The organism is Caulobacter segnis, from assembly GCF_029543125.1.
Classification (GTDB): Bacteria; Pseudomonadota; Alphaproteobacteria; order Caulobacterales; family Caulobacteraceae; genus Caulobacter; species Caulobacter segnis_D.
In genome coordinates this window covers 32,882-48,226 of the sequence record NZ_JARQWW010000004.1, presented here as the reverse complement: position 1 = coordinate 48,226, position 15,345 = coordinate 32,882, and the positions used below count along the sequence as shown (strand labels likewise).

Sequence of the window (15,345 nt, the reverse complement as noted above, 5' to 3'; positions counted from 1 at the left end):
GAGCGCGATGTCTTCCTCTGTTTTTGTTGGGCTTTCTTGTCGCCGCAATGTGGTCCGCAGCTTGCGATGGCCTGGGTGAGCATAATGCTCGTCCGGCAAAAAGCCGGGAAATTCCGACCAAAATGGTAGGGACCCATGATCGCTAACTCCGTGAACACCAACGCCGGCGCGATGGTTGCGCTGCAGAACCTGAACGCTACGAACACCGAGCTTCAGATTTCGCAGGGCCGCATCAACACCGGCAAGAAAATCGGTTCGGCCAAGGACAACGGCGCCATCTGGGCGATCGCCGAGAACCAGTCGGCTATCGCTAACTCGCTGAACGCCGTGCGCGACTCGCTGCAGCGCGGTCAATCGACCATCGACGTCGGCCTGGCCGCTGGCGATACGGTCGTGGACCTGCTGAACAAGATGAAGGAAAAGGCCCTTGCTGCGGCCGACACCTCCATCACCAGCGCCAGCCGTGCGACCCTGGCCGCAGACTTCACGACTCTTCGTGACCAGATCACCAAGGCTGTCAGCAACGCCAAGTTCAGCGGCGCCAACATCGTCGACGGCTCGACCGATCAAATGTCGTTCCTGTCGAACGACTCGGGCGACGCCTTCACCGTGGTGGCTCGTAACCTGTCGCTGCAAGGCATCGGTCTGGACTCGGATTCGACCTTCGCCACGGCCGCTGACGCGAGCGCCATGATCAGCACGATCACGACCGCTCTGTCGACGGCGACCAACAAGCTGGCTTCGCTGGGTACGAACTCGGCCGGCCTGGACGCCCACCTGACCTTCATCAACAAGCTGCAAGACAGCCTGGATGCCGGTGTGGGCAACCTGGTCGACGCCGATCTGGCCAAGGAAAGCGCTCGACTGACCGCTCTGCAGACCAAGCAACAGCTCGGCACGCAGGCCCTGTCGATCGCCAACCAGGCGCCGCAGTCGGTCCTGTCGCTGTTCGGCTAACTACTGGCATGGGGAGGCGCTCGCCGCCTCCCCATTAACTTTAAGCTAAGTACGTTTGAGGCGTTTTTGCCCGGCAACTTCTGCCGATTCCGCCCTGGAATCGGCAGAAGTTGCCGGGCATTTCTGTTCTAAACAAACCTATAACGCTGCAATTTCAATGCGTTGGGAAATTTCTGCCGGCTAGGCAGATTTGGCCCGGTCATTGCTACCCATCACCATGGGCAAAATGCCCCCGGCCGTCAAAACGACGTCGGAAATCGAGAAAAAGGAACTCTCGAATGGCGCTGAACAGCGTGAACACCAACGTCGGGGCTATGGCTGCCCTGCAGACCCTCAACGGCACCAACACCGAACTGGGCGTGGTCCAAGGCCGCATCAACACCGGCAAGAAGATCGCCACCGCCAAGGACAACGGCGCCATCTGGGCTATCGCCAAGAACCAGGCCGCCACCTCCAACTCGCTGAACGCCGTGCGCGACTCGCTGCAGCGCGGTCAATCGACCATCGACGTCGGCCTGGCCGCCGGCGACACGGTCGTGGACCTGCTGAACAAGATGAAGGAAAAGGCCCTCGCTGCGGCTGACACCTCCATCACCACCGCCAGCCGTGAAACGCTCGCCGCCGACTTCAATTCGCTGCGCGATCAGATCACCAAGGCCGTCAGCAACGCCAAGTTCAGCGGCGCCAACATCATCGACGGCTCGACGAACTCCATGTCGTTCCTGTCGAACGATTCGGGCGACGCCTTCACCGTGACCGCGCGCAACCTGTCGCTGGGCGGCCTGGGTCTGGATTCGGACTCGACCTTCACCAACGCGTCTGACGCGGTGGACATGGTCAGCACGATCACGACCGCTCTGTCGACGGCGACCAACAAGCTGGCTTCGCTGGGTACGAACTCGGCCGGCCTGGACGCCCACCTGACCTTCATCAACAAGCTGCAAGACAGCCTGGATGCCGGTGTGGGCAACCTGGTCGACGCCGACCTGGCCAAGGAAAGCGCCCGACTGACCGCTCTGCAAACCAAGCAACAGCTCGGTGTGCAGGCGCTGTCGATCGCCAACTCCTCGACCTCCACCGTGCTGGGTCTGTTCCGCTAAGGAACTCAGGAAGGCGGGCTTGTCGCCCGCCTTCCACCCTCCCGTGCGGCGCGCCCTAGGGCGGCGCCATCTGTCAGAAAGGCGTCGGCCCCTGGCGGCCGGCGGAAGGAGAGATGACCGATCCAGTTCCGCAACTGAACCTGTCTGTCGATGTCGAAGGTCGCGCCGCCCCCGGAGTCGAGGGCGGCTTTGCTCGTACGGGCCAGCCCTTGACCGAGCCGTCGGCTTCGGACGTGCGCCTGTTCATCGAGCGTGATGAGACCACGGGCGTCTATGTCTACAAGACCCTCGACCGCGTCACGGGTGAGGTGGTCTCGCAGTTTCCGCGCGAGGAAGTGCTGCGGATCATGAAGGCGCCGGACTACGTTCCGGGGACGATCTTCGACGCCAAGAGCTAAGGCTCCGCCTGCGACGTAGGGGCGTCCAGGTGTTAAAATTCGTGGTTTATTCTCGTTAACCATACGGACACCTCTTATGGTTAACGCTCGTCTCTATGGCGGAACGGCCTCGAATCGAGGCGTTCTGCGGCCAGGCAAAACGCCTATGGGAGACGGCTCATGACGCTGAGCGTTAACACCAACAAGTCCGCTCTGATCGCCCTTCAGAACCTGAACAAGACGACGGACGAACTCGGCAAGGCCGAGGACCGGATCAGCACTTCGCTGGCGATCTCTGGCGCGAAGGACAACGCTTCGATCTGGTCGATCGCTCAGGATCAACGCGCGGATGTCAGCTCGCTCAGCTCCGTGAAGATGAGCCTGAACCGGGCTCAATCGATTTCGGACGTGGCCATGGCCGCGGGGGAGTCCGTCTCGGGCCTGCTCAACCAGATGCGCGAGAAGGTCATCGCCGCGATGGAGACATCGCTGGGCAGCTCCGCGCGCAAGGCGCTGAACGATGATTTCACAGGGCTGTTGTCTCAGCTCGGCCAAGTGGTCGCCAACGCCAGCTTCGACGGGTCCAACATTCTGGACGCCTCGCTTTCGCAGAGCCTCCGGTTCCTCGCCGATGCGGATGCGGTCCTGGCGGTGACCCTGTCATTGCAGGACCTCACCGTCGGCGGTCCCAATGTCACGGTTCCGACGGGGTCGGATATTCTCACGCCTGGCAATGCCGGTACGGTGCTGGGCCTGCTCGACGCCTCCATTCAGCAGACCAACGGCGCGGTCGCCACGGTCGGCTCGCAGGCCAAGCGGATCGAGGCGCACCTGACCTTCATCGGCAAGCTCAGCGACACGCTGGAAGCCGGCGTCGGCAACCTCGTCGACGCTGACATGGCGAAGGAAAGTGCGCGTCTGCAGGCCTTGCAGGTCCAGCAGCAGCTTGGCGTGCAGGCGCTGTCGATCGCCAACGGGGCGCCGCAAGTGATCCTTTCGCTTTTCCAGGGCCAGTAGCGCCTTAGGGCAGGGGCTTAGTTATGATTAGCCTTCGCGAGCTTCAGGACGCGGACGAGCAGGTGCTTTTCGCCTGGCGTCGCGAGCCCGAGGTGGATCGCTGGATGTCCGACGCCGCCTTTCCAAGCGAAGCTGCGCACAAGGCATGGTTTGATGCGTTGCGCGGCGATCCCGACATGCGCGGGTGGATGATTGTTCAGGGGGAGAAGCCGGCAGGCCTTCTGACGCTCACCGGACTTCAGAACCATCATCGGCGAGCAGCCTGGAACTGGTTCCTGGGCTCGGTTGAGGCGCGTGGCCGCGGCGTGGGGCGCGCTGCGCAAGTTCTTGGAATTGATAAGGCTTTCGGTGAGCTTGGCCTTGAAAAGGTGTTCGCCGAGGTGATGGCCGACAACGATCCGGCGCTGAAAGCGCAGACGGCTGTTGGCTTTCTGCGCGAGGGCTATCTGCGCGCTCACGTTCTGAAGGACGGCGTCCGCCGTGATGTCGTTCTGCTGGGTCTTCTGGCTGACGAGTGGAAGAGCAGCGGCGACCGCGTTCGCCAGTCGCTTATCGACGCCCGAATGATCGCCGCCTAGCGCCAAGTCTTAACGACTTGAAAGGCCTGAACGGCGATAATCTTCGCGGAAGCGCCATGCGCGCCAAGGAGTTGTCCGGTTGATCACCTTCGATAGCAGCTTGTTGCTCGGCTACTATCAGGCCCGTTCCGGCGTCGCCAACGCGACGGCAGCGGCGTCATCCGGCGGATCGGCCAACAGCAATCGCGTCGTAGCGCCGTGGGCGTCCTCGAACGAGGACCTGAAGGCTGACGCCTTGGTCAAGAAGGTGCTCGGCGGACGCAAATTCATCGATGAGGGCAGCGCCAATCTGGAGTCCGCGGGCGCCGCAGAAGATCACCGCAAGCTTTTCGCTCTGCATCAAGGTCTGGCCGCCCTGTCCGGCCTGGCGGCCCGTGCGGGAGAGAAGGGCGTCACCGACAGTGAGCTGGCGCGCATTCAAACGGCCTTCAACAAGGGCATGGATGAGGTCGCGAAGTACACCCACGGCCTGAATCTGGAGGATGTGCGCTTAACGACGGGCGTGGCCCAAAGCACCGTGAAGAGTACGGTCGGGGTCAAGAAGTCGAACTACACCTACAGCACCGGAACCATCTACTCCGGTAAGGCCGGTGATGAGGTTCCTGCCCTGCAAGGCCCCGCCGCGTTCAAGATTCAGGTGAAGAAGGTGAACAACACCTTCGATATCGACATTGATCTGGCGGAGATGGGCGCCACGCCGCGGACCATGCAGTCGGTCGCCGCCTTCATCAACGGCAAGCTGAAGGATGCCGGGCTCTGGACGACCTTCGCCGTCCAACAGACCAAGGGCGCCGAAACCGAGGTCAAGGGCGCCAACGGCGAGACGATCAAGCTGCCGGCCAAGGGCGACGATTTCTCCTTCAAGGTGAACGGCGACATGGCCGAGACCCTGACCTTCTCGGCGGCGACGTCTTCACCAGCAGTCTATGTGACGACCCGTTCGGGTGATCCGGATCCGGACAAGGACGCCAAGACGGACGACGGCGTGTTCAGGAACACGCTGACGAAAATCAACGGCGCGCTCGGGACGGCGGTGGGCGGTTCCATCTTCACCGACACGCTTCAGGGCACGATCGACAGTGTTCAGAAGACCGTCACGGGCGCTGACGGCTCTGTCTACATGCTGGCCAATGTCTCGCACGCCGAGAACGACTCCCTGAACATCGACAGTCAGGCGATCAAAGGCAAGCAGGACGTCGCGCTGCTTAAGTACGACTCTTCCGGCAACCTGATGTTCGCGCGCTCGCTGGGCGCGGCGGAGACGGCTTCGGGCTTCAATCTGGCGGTCTCGGCGGACGGCAAGGTGGCCGTGGCCGGCTCGGTGACAGGGGAGCTGACGGGCCTGCCTGACGGCGGGAACGGCCCGCTGAACTCTGGCGCCGGCAGCGACAAGTCCGACAGCTTCGTCACGCTGTACGACACCAACGGCGACGAGACCTGGACCGTGCGGCGAGGGGCTCTGGAGACGGACGCCGCAACCGCGCTGGCCTTTGGCGCGGACGGCACGCTCTATGTGGCGGGCAACACCAGTTCAGCCATGGCGGGTCACGATGGCGCCGCCTCTCCGACATTCGCCTCAGCCAAGGGCGGGCAGGACGGCTATCTGACCGCCTTCGCCACCCAGGCCGACGGCAAGCCCAAGGCCCTGTTCACAACCCAGTTCGGTACTGCCGAGAAGGACAGCGTCGCGGGCCTCGTGGTCGATGGCGACAAGGTCTATGTGGCCTCTGTCGAGGCTGGGCGAGCGGTGGTTCGCAACTTCGACGTGGCTTTGACCAGCACGACCGTGAAGCGCACCAGCTTCCAGAACGGCGGTTACATCGAAGAAACGTCAACGAGCTTTGACGGCGGCGCGCCGACGACGGCGACGACCACCGGAGGCGACACCAGCCAAGCGCAGGTCGGCGTGAAGACGACCAGCGCGGTCACCGCCGGCCTTGTCACGAGCGGTCCGGTCCGCGATCTCGGCGGCCTTGGCGGAGGATCGATCGCAGGCCTGGTTCTGGAAGGCGGAAAGCTGTGGATCGCCGGCTCCTCGGGCAATGGCGCGCTGAACGTCAGTAATCAGAAGAACAGCGCCCAGGGGCGGATGGACGGTTTCGCGGCCACCCTGTCGACCGATCTGGCCAGCACAGCCGGTGATGCGATCACCTATTACGGCGGCGCCGAGGATGACACCGTCACCGGCATGGCCGTGTCCAGCGGCAAGGTTTATCTGACGGGTCTGGCCGGCAAGGATCTGGGCGGCACGACCCCGCTGGGCAAGCAGGACGGCTATGTCGCGCAGATCGACATGGGTTCGGGCCTCGCTGACTGGATGCAGCGCATCACCGGCAAGGACGGCATCGCCGCTCCGACCTCCATCGCCGTGGATGCTGGCGGCGCGAGCGTGCTGGACACCTTCGGCCTGCCGCGCGGACAGATGTTCGCCAAGGCCTCCGAGCTGATCACCTCCAGCACGGGCGTGCGCGCCGGCGACCAGTTTCAGCTCCGCACCCGTCCAGGCGGTCCGCTGACCACCATCACAATCGACGGCAAGGACACGCTGGACACCCTGGCCGACAAGATCCGGCGCGCCAGCGGCAACCAGGCCAAGGTCGAGTTCGCCACCACCGGCGACCGTCGTCAGCTGCGCATCACCGCCGCCTACAACAGCTCCTACGTCGAGATCGTCTCCGGCAAGGGTGACAAGGACGCGCTTGAAGCGCTCGGTCTGTCTGAAGGGCTGATCTACAAGACCCGGGAAGAGGGCGGCCGCAATGTTCCGGCGGACGGCAAGGGCGCCATCTGGGGCTTACAGCTGGATCAGAGCTACGACCTCACCTCGAAGGTGGATTTGAAGTCGGCCACGGACGCCCTGACCAAAGCCATGACCACGGTGCAACGCGCCTATCGCGAGTTGCTCAACCCGCCGGCGCCGATCACTGAGGCCCAGGGCAAGCAGGGCGGCACGGTTCCGGCCTATCTGACAAAGCAGATCGCCAGCTACAGGGATGCACTGGCGAAGCTGACCGGCGGTTAGCGCCTTGAATCGGGCGCCGCCGCGTCGTAGGCGTCGAGCATGGCATTCCCCACCGACCGCAAGTTCATCCTCATCGGCGCAGGCGTCGCCGTTGTGGCCGGCGTTGCTATCGCTGCCGGCCTGATGGCCCGCGACAGCGGGCCCCGGTCTGATCCGCCCGCGTCGCGTGGGGGGCTCGTGGTCGAGATGGGGACCCAGGAGGAGAGCAAGCTCGATCCTGCCCGCCCGCTGCGCTGCTTTGTCGGCGGACAATTCGTGGGCGAGCTGACCCTGGCCGAGTGCGCCTCGCGCAATGGCGTCGGCACCGGCGCCCTGGACGTCGGCGTGGACGAGACGGGCGCCCTGGCCGCGGCCGACGAGGCGGGCATGATGCTGACGCCTCTGCCGCCGCCCGAGGCTCAGCCGGCCAATCCGGCGCCGGCGCCGACGGGTCCCGAGGTCCAGGAAGCCTCTTCGCCCGTTTCGTCCTGCTGGCGCTATGAGGCCGGACAATGGAGCCGCATCCCGGGCGAGGGGACGATGAACGAGTGCATCCAGATCCTCTATGCCGGCCGGTGTGACGCAGGCACGGCTTATGGCCGTTGGGGTGATCAGACCCTGCGCCTGACCTCGGGCCGCATCGAGGCTTCTAACGACAACCGCCGCTTCCGCGCTATCGCCCCGTCCGTGCCCGGCTGCGCGCCGCCCGCCGGCTAAGGAGACGTCATGAAGACCAAGCTCGCCCTCATCGCCGCCGCCGGCCTGGCGGCCGTCACCCTGGCCGGCTGCGAGAAGCCGATCGAGGCGCCGTACGACACCGGCGTCTGCTGGCACGTGGCGGCGCAGAAGGACGGAACGATGAAGTTCAACGTCCTGGCCAAGAACCAGCCCAATGTGGAGAACTGCGCCGCGTCGCTGGAAGGGATGCGCATCCGTTTCAACCGGATGGGCATGAACCAGCAACAGCTGATCGGCGCCTATCAGGGCAACTTCCTGTTCGTGCAGCGTGAGGGGATCTTTGTCGGCAAGACCCTGACAGGCGGGCGCTATCTTGCGCTGGTGCGCACTGGCGACGGTCGCTTGGCCGTCCCGGGGGCAATGCCGCAATAGCGGCGACTGTCGTCCACAGGAAGATTGGCGAGGGCGGATTGCTTCCGCTCTCGGTCCGCCATTAGGTTCCCGTTAAGATTCTGACGCATGGGTCGTCAGGCGAGCCTCGGGAGAGCGAGCGATGGCGGGCAGCGTCAACAAGGTCATTCTGGTCGGCAATCTGGGCGCGGACCCGGAAATCCGCAGCCTCGGGTCGGGCGACCGCGTCGCCAACCTGCGCATCGCCACCTCGGAAAGCTGGCGCGACCGCACCTCGGGCGAGCGCAAGGAAAAGACCGAATGGCACCGGGTCGTGATCTTCAACGACAACCTGGTGAAAGTCGCCGAGAACTACCTGCGCAAGGGCTCGACCGTCTACATCGAAGGCGCGCTGCAGACCCGCAAGTGGACCGATCAGAGCGGCCAGGAAAAGTACTCCACCGAGATCGTGCTGCAGAAGTTCCGCGGCGAGCTGACCATGCTCGGCGGGCGTGGCGACTCCTCGGGCGCCAGCTCGGGCGGCGGTGATTTCGATGGCGGCTACAGCGGCGGTGGCGGTGGCGGCGGCGGGTTCAGCGGTGGCGGTCAACGCAACCAGCCCAGCGGCCCGCGCGAGAACTTCTCGGCCGACCTGGACGACGAAATCCCGTTCTAGGCTTCGGCGCAAGAACTTGAATTCTACGACGGCCGCCTCGGAAACGGGGCGGCCGTTCGCATGTTTGGACGTTTGCGGCCGATCATGTAGATTACGCTTGTAATTCGATTTGACCTGCCTACAAATCGCCACACGGTGAAGCTGTGCTGTTCATGCATAGCTCGTAGAAGTCGGGGTTTCATGCGTTCTCTGCACATGCGTCCGCGCGCCCCTATGGCGGCGCGCCCCGAAGTCCTGCGCCTGGCGTCGGCGCTCATGATGGCGGCGTCAGCCAGCTCCATCGCCGTTGCGCAGACGGCGGCTCCCGCCAGCGCCGCTCCGGCGCCCGCCACGCCTCCGGCGACCGCGCCAAGTCAGCCCAACACGGTGCAGGGCGTCGTGGTCACGGCTCCGGGGCAGGAGCTGCGGACGTCGATCGATCGCCGTAGCTACAGCATCGCCAAGGATCTGCAGGCCACCACCGGCTCGATCGCCGACGCCTTGCGCAACATCCCCTCGGTGGACGTGGATGTGCAGGGCAACATCAGCCTGCGCGGCGATCCGAACGTGACCATCATGATCGACGGCAAGCCTTCCGGCATGTTTCGCGGGGAGGGGCGGACCGCGGCCCTGCAGCAGTTGCCGGCCGACCAGATCGAGCGGGTCGAGGTGATGACCAATCCCTCGGCGGCCCTGCGCCCCGACGGTTCGGCCGGGGTCATCAATCTGATCAGCAAGACCTCGCGCAAGCCGGGCTGGTCTGGCTCCGTTCGCGCCAACCATGGCTCCGAAGGCCGTACCAGCGGCGGGGTGAGCGGCGCCTACAATTCCAGGAAACTGACCGTGGCCGGCGACTTCGGCTTCCGCACGGACCCCCAGAAGTATCGCAGCCTGGATGACCGCATCCAGATCGACGAGGAAACCGGCGGCGTTCTGATCGGTAAGGACCGCACGACCGGTATCGGCGACGGCAGCATGTGGAACGCCCGCACCAGCGTCGACTACGACCTGACCGACCGCACACGGCTGAGCGCCCAGGTCCGCCACAGCGACGTGGACGTCTCGGCCGGCACCTTCGAGCATTTCGAGCAGCGGCTCATGGACGCCTTGTCCCGCGTCTACGACCGCAACGGCACGATAGACTTCGACGTCCGCAACACCGAGGTCAGCGGCAGCTGGCGTCAGAGGTTCAAGGATCCCGACCATGAGCTGGTGGTCAATCTCAGCCACGAGAACAGCTATGCCGACTTCCGCAACGGCCTGCTTTACGCCGAGCGTGTACCGCCCAGAGCCGACGTCTACGAACGTCTCGCCTTCGTCACCGAAACGGACGAGACGGAGCTGAAGGTCGACTACACGCGGCCCATGAGCGGCGGGTCGAAGCTGAAGCTCGGCTATAACCTGAACGTCGAACTCAACGACTACGACAACTTCGGCGCCCGCGGGCCTCGGTCCGACGCCGTGGTCGTCGATCCGTCGATGACCAACCTGTTCGCCTACGACCAGACCGTCCACGCAGGCTACGTGACCTATGAGCGGCCGATTGGAGACCTGACCGTGCTGGCGGGTCTGCGGGCTGAACAGACCCTGATCGACATCAACCAGATCACCAGCAATGTGCAGGTGGAGAACGACTATTTCCGGCTCTATCCGAGCCTGCACCTCTCACACAAACTGCCGGGTGATCAGCAGGTCACGGCCAGCTACAGCCGCCGCATCCAGCGGCCCTCGGCGCGCGACCTCAACCCGTACCGCGTCTATGTCGATCCGCTGAACTACCGGGAGGGCAATCCCTTCCTGGAGCCGCAGGTCACGGACAGCTTCGAGGTCGCGTACCAGCGCCGCAAGGGTTCGACCTACTATCTGGCGACGCTCTACTATCGCGAGAGCAGCAAGGGCGTGACGGATGTGGTGCGCGAGCTGGGCGACGGCATCCTGCTGAGCACCCGCGAGAACTTGGGGCAGGGGCGCAACGGCGGCCTGGAGCTGGTCGCCAACGGCAAGATCACCAAGACCCTCAGCTACAACGTCAGCGGCAACGCCTACTGGTTCGAGATCGACGCCTCGCGGCTGGGCTTCTCCGGCACGCGCTCAGACGTCACCCTGGCGGGGCGCGGATCGCTGAGCTGGCAGGTGACGCCCAAGGATTTCCTGCAGGCGCAGGGCAACCTGATGGGCCAGCGGCTGACGGCGCAGGGCTACATCAAGAATGTGGGCCTGCTGAACCTGGGCTACCGCCGCAAGCTCAACGACAGCCTCTCGTTCGTCGTCACCGCGCCGGACGTTCTCGGCACGCTGCGGCTTCGGCAGGTGTTCGAAACGCCTGGACTGGAACGGCGCACGCTTCGCGAGAACAACATGCGGGCGATCCATGTGGGCCTGACCTACACCTTCGGTTCGGCGGGGCGGAAGCCCAGGGATCCCGGCTTTGATTTCGGGGGCGGGACCACGCCGCAATAGCTTGGGCGACAAGAGGGGCGTTCCGGTCTAGGAAGCCACGCCACAGCTGTTTCCTGAGCCATGAGCCGCCCCTCAACGCCGTTCACGCCTGTCGAGGTCGCCGCGATCGCGACGATCATCCTGGTCTGGGGCCTGAACAACGCCGCGGCCAAGGTGGCGACGACGGAGCTGCCGCCTCTGTTCGTGGGCGGCTTTCGCTTCCTGATCTCGCTGGCCGTGCTGTTCCCCTTGCTGGCGCGGCCGCCGTTTCCCGATCCGAAGAAGCTGGGCCCGATCATCGTGCTATCCGGGCCGCTGCATTTCGGCCTGGTCTATATCGGCTTCGCCATGGCCGAGCAGTTGAGCCCGCTGGTGGTGGCCAGCCAGCTGTGGATTCCGTTCACGGCCTTGTTCGCCTGGCGGGTCTTGGGCGAGCGGATGACGCGGGCCGGCGTCCTGGGCCTGGCGGTCGCCTTCGTAGGCGTGACCTGGATGACCCTCGATCCGCACACGGCGGGTGATCTTTGGCCCATCGTCCTGATCGTGGCCGCGGCGGCCCTGTGGGCGTTTGCGACCATCCTCGTCCGCCGCCTGCCCGGCGTGCGGCCCTTAAAGATGCAGGCCTTCACATCCCTGATCGCCGCGCCGGTGCTGCTGGGCTCCGCCGTGGGGTTTGAACCGCAGCTTGTGGAACAGGTGAAGTCGGCCTCGCCCTTCGCCTGGGCCTGCGTGGTGTTCGCGGGGCTGGCCTCGTCCATCGGCGCGTCCAGCCTGCTGTTCTGGCTGGTCCAGCGGCGGGAGCCGTCGCGGGTGACGCCCTTCTTCCTGCTGACGCCGCTGGTGTCCTGCGCCATCGGCATCCTGCTGATGGGCGACAAGGTCACGGTGCAACTGATCGGCGGCGGGGCCGCGACCCTGGCCGGGGTCGCCATCGTCACCTTCGATGAGCGGCGCCGAGCCCGGCTGGCGGCGCTAGAAGCTCAGGCCGCGAGCCAGAGCTGAGGCGTCCCAACCGCCTGCGTCTCGCGGCGCGGTGAATAGCGGGATGTCCGGCATGAAGGCTGACAGGCCGGCGGCGGTCTCGGCGAGGTCCGGAGCGTTCTCGCTTTCGCTCATGACCACGGCGGCGACAGGCACGCCGCGCGCTTTCAGAACCTCCAGCGCGGTCAGGGTGTGGCTGATCGTGCCTAGGTAGCTGCCCGTCACCAGGATGGCGGAGACGCCGAGCCGGTCGATCAAATCGAGGTTGGTCTCGCTGTCGGTAAGGGGCGACATCACGCCGCCGGCGCCTTCGATCAGCAGGGGCGCGTCGCCCGCCATCTGATCCCGGCAGAGCGCTTCGAGTTGGTCCAACGACAGGGTGACGCCCTCCATCTGCGCCGCCAGGGGCGGGGAGAGCGGGGCGGCGAAGCGCAGCGGGGCGATCTGCTCCAGAGATGGCGCATCCGGTCCGAGGGCGGCGCGCAGACGGCCGGGGTCGCTGGCCCCCGCCTCTGCGGGGTCGAAGCCGCTGACCACCGGCTTGAAGGCCCGGATCGGCCGCCCGGCGGCGCGCAGGGCGCGGATCAGGGCGCAGGAGACGTAGGTCTTGCCCACATCGGTCCCGGTGGCGGTGACGAACAGGACGCTCATGCCGCCTGCCTCTCGGCGGTCAGGCTCTTCACCAACTCGGCCAGGCGCAGAATCTCGGCGTCGGGGTGAGCGGCGGTGAACGCCAGGCGCAGGCGCGCCGTGCCGGCGGGCACGGTCGGCGGCCGGATGGCCACGGTTAGGAAACCCTCGGCCTCCAGCTTGGCGGCGGCGTCCAGGGCGGCCGCGGCCTCGCCGATGATCACCGGGACAATCGGGCTGGCCGCATCCGGCAGGCCGGCGGCGCGGGTGAACAGGCGCGCCTTGGCCAGTGGAGCGGCGGTCAGCGCCGGATCATTCTCGATGATGTCGAGCGCGGCGATGGCCCCGGCGGCGGAGGCGGGCGGCAGGCCGGTGGCGTAGATCACCGTGCGGGCGCGGGTCTTCAGCAGGTCGATCACCGCTTGCGAGCCGCAAAGATAGCCGCCGTAGCCGCCGACCGCCTTGGACAGGGTGCCCATCTGCAGAGGAATCTCGGCGCCCGGAAACTCATGCGCCGAGCCGCGTCCGCCGCCGAGCACGCCGACCCCGTGGGCGTCGTCGCTGAGGAGCCAGGCGTCATGCTCGCGGCACAGCGCTGACAGTCGGTCCAGCGGCGCAAGGTCGCCGTCCATGGAGAAAACCCCGTCGGTGGCGACCAGCACGTGCCGCACTTCGCCGCGCCGTGCCTTCAGGATCGCTCCAAGCGCCGCGACGTCATTGTGCGGGAAGGAAATGGTCTCAGCGCCGGACAGCTTGGCCCCCGCCCAGATGCAGGCATGAGCCAGCTCGTCCACGAGGATCAGGTCGCCCGGCCCGGCGAAGGCGGGAATGACCCCGGTGTTGGCCAGATAGCCGGAGCCGAAGACGCAGGCCGCTTCGGCCCCCTTCAGCCGCGCCAGTCGGGCTTCCAGTTCGGACAGCAAGGGATGATCGCCCGTGACCAGCCGCGAGGCGCCCGCGCCCACGCCATACAGGTCCACGGCCGCCTGGGCCGCCGCCTTCACCGCCGGATGATGCGACAGGTTGAGGTAGTCGTTGCACGAGAACGACAGCAGGCGGCGCCCGCCACGCTCCACCCACAGGCCGTCGAGGCGGTGAGTCGGCTTCAGCGTCCGGCGCAGGCTGCGGGCCTCGAGCCCGGCCAGCTTGGATTCCGCGAAGGTCTGGAGGCTGTCCATGCGCCGCTCCGTTGCGAACAAGGGGCGCAGGGCATAGCAACGCCCGCCGACTGTGCAATGGAGATTCCCTGTGACCAACGCCCAGCCCGCCTGGCTGACCGCCGGCGCGCCGCATGTCTGGCGGCCCTATTGCCAGATGAAGACCGCTCCGGCGCCCCTGGCCGTGAAGGCGACCCGCGGCGCGCGGCTGGTGCTGGAGGACGGGCGGGAGCTGATCGACGGGGTGGCCTCCTGGTGGACCGCCTGTCACGGCTACAACCACCCGCACATCGCCGCCGCCGTGCGCGAGCAGCTGGATCGGATGCCGCATGTGATGTTCGGCGGTCTGGCGCATGAGCCGGGCTATCGGCTGGCGCAGCGGCTGGCCGGGCTGCTGCCGGGCGACCTGAACCATGTGTTCCTGGCCGAAAGCGGCTCGGTCTCGGTGGAGATCGCCATGAAGACGGCGGTGCAGTTCCATCTGAACCGGGGCGAGCCGGGCCGGTCGAAGTTCCTGGCCTTCCGGGGCGGCTATCACGGCGACACCCTGGCCACCATGACGGTGTGCGACCCGGAGGAGGGGATGCACGCCCTGTTCGCCGGAGTCATGCCCGCCCAGGTGATCGGCGACCTGCCGGTGGATGAGGCGGCCGAGGCGACGCTGGACGCTTTGATGACCGAGCGTGGCGGAGAGATCGCCGCCATGCTGGTGGAGCCGCTGGTGCAGGGCGCGGGCGGCATGCTGCTGCACGATCCGGAGGTGCTGCGCCGGCTGCGTCGCCTGGCCGACAAGCATGGCGTGCTGCTGATCTTCGACGAAATCTTCACCGGCTTCGGCCGGACGGGGACGCTGTTCGCCATGGAGGCGGCGGGCGTGACCCCAGACATCGTCACCCTGTCCAAGGCCCTGACCGGCGGCACCCTGCCGCTATCGGCGGCGGTGGCGAGCACCAGAGTGTTCGAGGCGTTCTGGAGCGACCGGGGCGACGCGGCCCTGATGCATGGGCCGACCTATATGGCCAACCCGCTGGCCTGCGCGGCGGCCAACGCCTCGCTGGACCTGCTGGAGGCGGGCGGCTGGAAGACGGATGTGCCGCGCATCGCCGCCGCCTTGCGGGAGGGGCTGGAGCCTTGCCGCAGCCTGCCCGGCGTCGCCGATGTGCGGGTGCTGGGAGCGATTGGGGTGGTGGAGATGAAAGAGGCGGTGAACGCTTCCGCGCTCACCGCCCGCTTTGTCGATCAGGGGGTCTGGATCCGGCCGTTCGGCAAGATCGTCTATCTGACCCCGGCCTTCGTGACGTCGGATGCGGAGCTGGCGACCTTGGCCAGTGCGATCCGGACGGTGCTTTCCTAAAGTTCCTCCCCCAGCGGGGGAGGATCGAGCC

14 protein-coding genes are annotated in these 15,345 nt (G+C 66.0%); 12 read left to right on the top strand and 2 right to left on the bottom strand.

All coding sequences use genetic code 11. The annotated features are described in order from the left end of the window. Positions 1-135 precede the first annotated feature (135 nt). The 11 genes from P7B02_RS12865 to P7B02_RS12815 all read left to right on the top strand — a co-directional run bounded on the left by P7B02_RS12865 (position 136) and on the right by P7B02_RS12815 (position 12,194). Positions 136-957 (top strand): flagellin, encoded by an 822-nt coding sequence (locus P7B02_RS12865; protein ID WP_277786752.1) that lies wholly within the window; start codon positions 136-138, stop codon positions 955-957. A 278-nt stretch (positions 958-1,235) separates the two neighbouring features. Then, entirely contained in the window at positions 1,236-2,057 is an 822-nt protein-coding gene (locus tag P7B02_RS12860; RefSeq protein ID WP_277786751.1) for a flagellin, read from the top strand. 113 nt (positions 2,058-2,170) lie between these two features. Continuing rightward, positions 2,171-2,455: a flagellar protein FlaG gene (locus P7B02_RS12855; protein ID WP_277786750.1), complete on the top strand. Its 285-nt coding sequence runs from the start codon at positions 2,171-2,173 to the stop codon at positions 2,453-2,455. Positions 2,456-2,614: 159 nt separating this feature from the next. Further along, positions 2,615-3,451, top strand: coding sequence for a flagellin (locus P7B02_RS12850; protein WP_277786749.1), 837 nt, complete (start codon positions 2,615-2,617; stop codon positions 3,449-3,451). A gap of 23 nt (positions 3,452-3,474) precedes the next feature. Continuing rightward, on the top strand, positions 3,475-4,029 hold the full coding sequence (pseH, locus tag P7B02_RS12845) for a UDP-4-amino-4,6-dideoxy-N-acetyl-beta-L-altrosamine N-acetyltransferase (RefSeq protein ID WP_277786748.1): 555 nt from the start codon (positions 3,475-3,477) through the stop codon (positions 4,027-4,029). Positions 4,030-4,108: 79 nt separating this feature from the next. After that, positions 4,109-7,051 carry a hypothetical protein gene (locus P7B02_RS12840; protein ID WP_277786747.1) on the top strand — a complete coding sequence of 981 codons (2,943 nt, stop codon included), beginning with the start codon at positions 4,109-4,111 and terminating at the stop codon, positions 7,049-7,051. A 39-nt stretch (positions 7,052-7,090) separates the two neighbouring features. Then, positions 7,091-7,747 carry a hypothetical protein gene (locus tag P7B02_RS12835; RefSeq protein ID WP_277786746.1) on the top strand — a complete coding sequence of 219 codons (657 nt, stop codon included), beginning with the start codon at positions 7,091-7,093 and terminating at the stop codon, positions 7,745-7,747. Positions 7,748-7,756: 9 nt separating this feature from the next. Then, positions 7,757-8,140, top strand: a complete 384-nt coding sequence (locus P7B02_RS12830) for a hypothetical protein (RefSeq protein WP_277786745.1) — start codon at positions 7,757-7,759, stop codon at positions 8,138-8,140. 121 nt (positions 8,141-8,261) lie between these two features. Beyond that, the gene (ssb, locus tag P7B02_RS12825; RefSeq protein WP_277786744.1) at positions 8,262-8,774 is read left to right on the top strand and encodes a single-stranded DNA-binding protein; all 513 of its coding nucleotides are present in this window, start codon (positions 8,262-8,264) and stop codon (positions 8,772-8,774) included. Positions 8,775-8,954: 180 nt separating this feature from the next. Further along, complete coding sequence (locus P7B02_RS12820) at positions 8,955-11,213, top strand: TonB-dependent receptor domain-containing protein (protein ID WP_277786743.1); 2,259 nt, start codon at positions 8,955-8,957, stop codon at positions 11,211-11,213. Between the two features lie 60 nt (positions 11,214-11,273). Next, positions 11,274-12,194, top strand: coding sequence for a DMT family transporter (locus P7B02_RS12815; protein WP_277786742.1), 921 nt, complete (start codon positions 11,274-11,276; stop codon positions 12,192-12,194). Here the strand turns inward: P7B02_RS12815 and bioD are convergent. Continuing rightward, positions 12,165-12,824, bottom strand: coding sequence for a dethiobiotin synthase (gene bioD / locus P7B02_RS12810; RefSeq protein WP_277786741.1), 660 nt, complete (start codon positions 12,822-12,824; stop codon positions 12,165-12,167). The two genes, P7B02_RS12815 and bioD, sit on opposite strands and share 30 nt — an antisense overlap. After that, on the bottom strand, positions 12,821-13,981 hold the full coding sequence (bioF, locus tag P7B02_RS12805; RefSeq protein ID WP_277786740.1) for an 8-amino-7-oxononanoate synthase: 1,161 nt from the start codon (positions 13,979-13,981) through the stop codon (positions 12,821-12,823). The genes bioD and bioF overlap by 4 nt, the downstream gene beginning before the upstream one ends. 136 nt (positions 13,982-14,117) lie before the next feature. Here bioF and P7B02_RS12800 point away from each other — a divergent pair, with 136 nt between their 5' ends. Then, complete coding sequence (locus P7B02_RS12800) at positions 14,118-15,314, top strand: adenosylmethionine--8-amino-7-oxononanoate transaminase (RefSeq protein WP_277787147.1); 1,197 nt, start codon at positions 14,118-14,120, stop codon at positions 15,312-15,314. The last annotated feature ends 31 nt before the right edge of the window (positions 15,315-15,345 follow it).